The sequence below is a fragment of the Arthrobacter sp. 10N43 genome (genome assembly GCF_056394525.1).
Genome location: NZ_JBFTIA010000034.1, coordinates 1 through 1,658, shown reverse-complemented (window position 1 = coordinate 1,658; position 1,658 = coordinate 1). Strand labels below are relative to the sequence as shown.

1 rRNA gene is annotated in these 1,658 nt (G+C 57.3%); it reads left to right on the top strand.

Features of this window, described 5'->3' with window-relative positions:
• The first annotated feature begins 15 nt into the window (after positions 1 to 15).
• Positions 16 to 1,542 (top strand): 16S ribosomal RNA (locus tag AC1DDO_RS22985).
• Positions 1,543 to 1,658 lie beyond the last annotated feature (116 nt).

Here is a 1,658-nt window from a genome sequence, read left to right as displayed (position 1 = left end):
TGTGTCTGTTTTACTTCAACGGAGAGTTTGATCCTGGCTCAGGATGAACGCTGGCGGCGTGCTTAACACATGCAAGTCGAACGATGATCCGGTGCTTGCACCGGGGATTAGTGGCGAACGGGTGAGTAACACGTGAGTAACCTGCCCTTAACTCTGGGATAAGCCTGGGAAACTGGGTCTAATACCGGATATGACTCCTCATCGCATGGTGGGGGGTGGAAAGCTTTTTTGTGGTTTTGGATGGACTCGCGGCCTATCAGCTTGTTGGTGAGGTAATGGCTCACCAAGGCGACGACGGGTAGCCGGCCTGAGAGGGTGACCGGCCACACTGGGACTGAGACACGGCCCAGACTCCTACGGGAGGCAGCAGTGGGGAATATTGCACAATGGGCGCAAGCCTGATGCAGCGACGCCGCGTGAGGGATGACGGCCTTCGGGTTGTAAACCTCTTTCAGTAGGGAAGAAGCGAAAGTGACGGTACCTGCAGAAGAAGCGCCGGCTAACTACGTGCCAGCAGCCGCGGTAATACGTAGGGCGCAAGCGTTATCCGGAATTATTGGGCGTAAAGAGCTCGTAGGCGGTTTGTCGCGTCTGCCGTGAAAGTCCGGGGCTCAACTCCGGATCTGCGGTGGGTACGGGCAGACTAGAGTGATGTAGGGGAGACTGGAATTCCTGGTGTAGCGGTGAAATGCGCAGATATCAGGAGGAACACCGATGGCGAAGGCAGGTCTCTGGGCATTAACTGACGCTGAGGAGCGAAAGCATGGGGAGCGAACAGGATTAGATACCCTGGTAGTCCATGCCGTAAACGTTGGGCACTAGGTGTGGGGGACATTCCACGTTTTCCGCGCCGTAGCTAACGCATTAAGTGCCCCGCCTGGGGAGTACGGCCGCAAGGCTAAAACTCAAAGGAATTGACGGGGGCCCGCACAAGCGGCGGAGCATGCGGATTAATTCGATGCAACGCGAAGAACCTTACCAAGGCTTGACATGGGCCGGACCGGGCTGGAAACAGTCCTTCCCCTTTGGGGCCGGTTCACAGGTGGTGCATGGTTGTCGTCAGCTCGTGTCGTGAGATGTTGGGTTAAGTCCCGCAACGAGCGCAACCCTCGTTCCATGTTGCCAGCGCGTAATGGCGGGGACTCATGGGAGACTGCCGGGGTCAACTCGGAGGAAGGTGGGGACGACGTCAAATCATCATGCCCCTTATGTCTTGGGCTTCACGCATGCTACAATGGCCGGTACAAAGGGTTGCGATACTGTGAGGTGGAGCTAATCCCAAAAAGCCGGTCTCAGTTCGGATTGGGGTCTGCAACTCGACCCCATGAAGTCGGAGTCGCTAGTAATCGCAGATCAGCAACGCTGCGGTGAATACGTTCCCGGGCCTTGTACACACCGCCCGTCAAGTCACGAAAGTTGGTAACACCCGAAGCCGGTGGCCTAACCCCTTGTGGGAGGGAGCTGTCGAAGGTGGGACTGGCGATTGGGACTAAGTCGTAACAAGGTAGCCGTACCGGAAGGTGCGGCTGGATCACCTCCTTTCTAAGGAGCACCTACAACCACCCTGCCCCGTGTATGCGGGTGTGGTGGGGTTGTCAGGAGTAACGCCCGTTGCGCAGRCGATTGTTCTGCGGCGGGTGCTCACGGGTGGAATATCA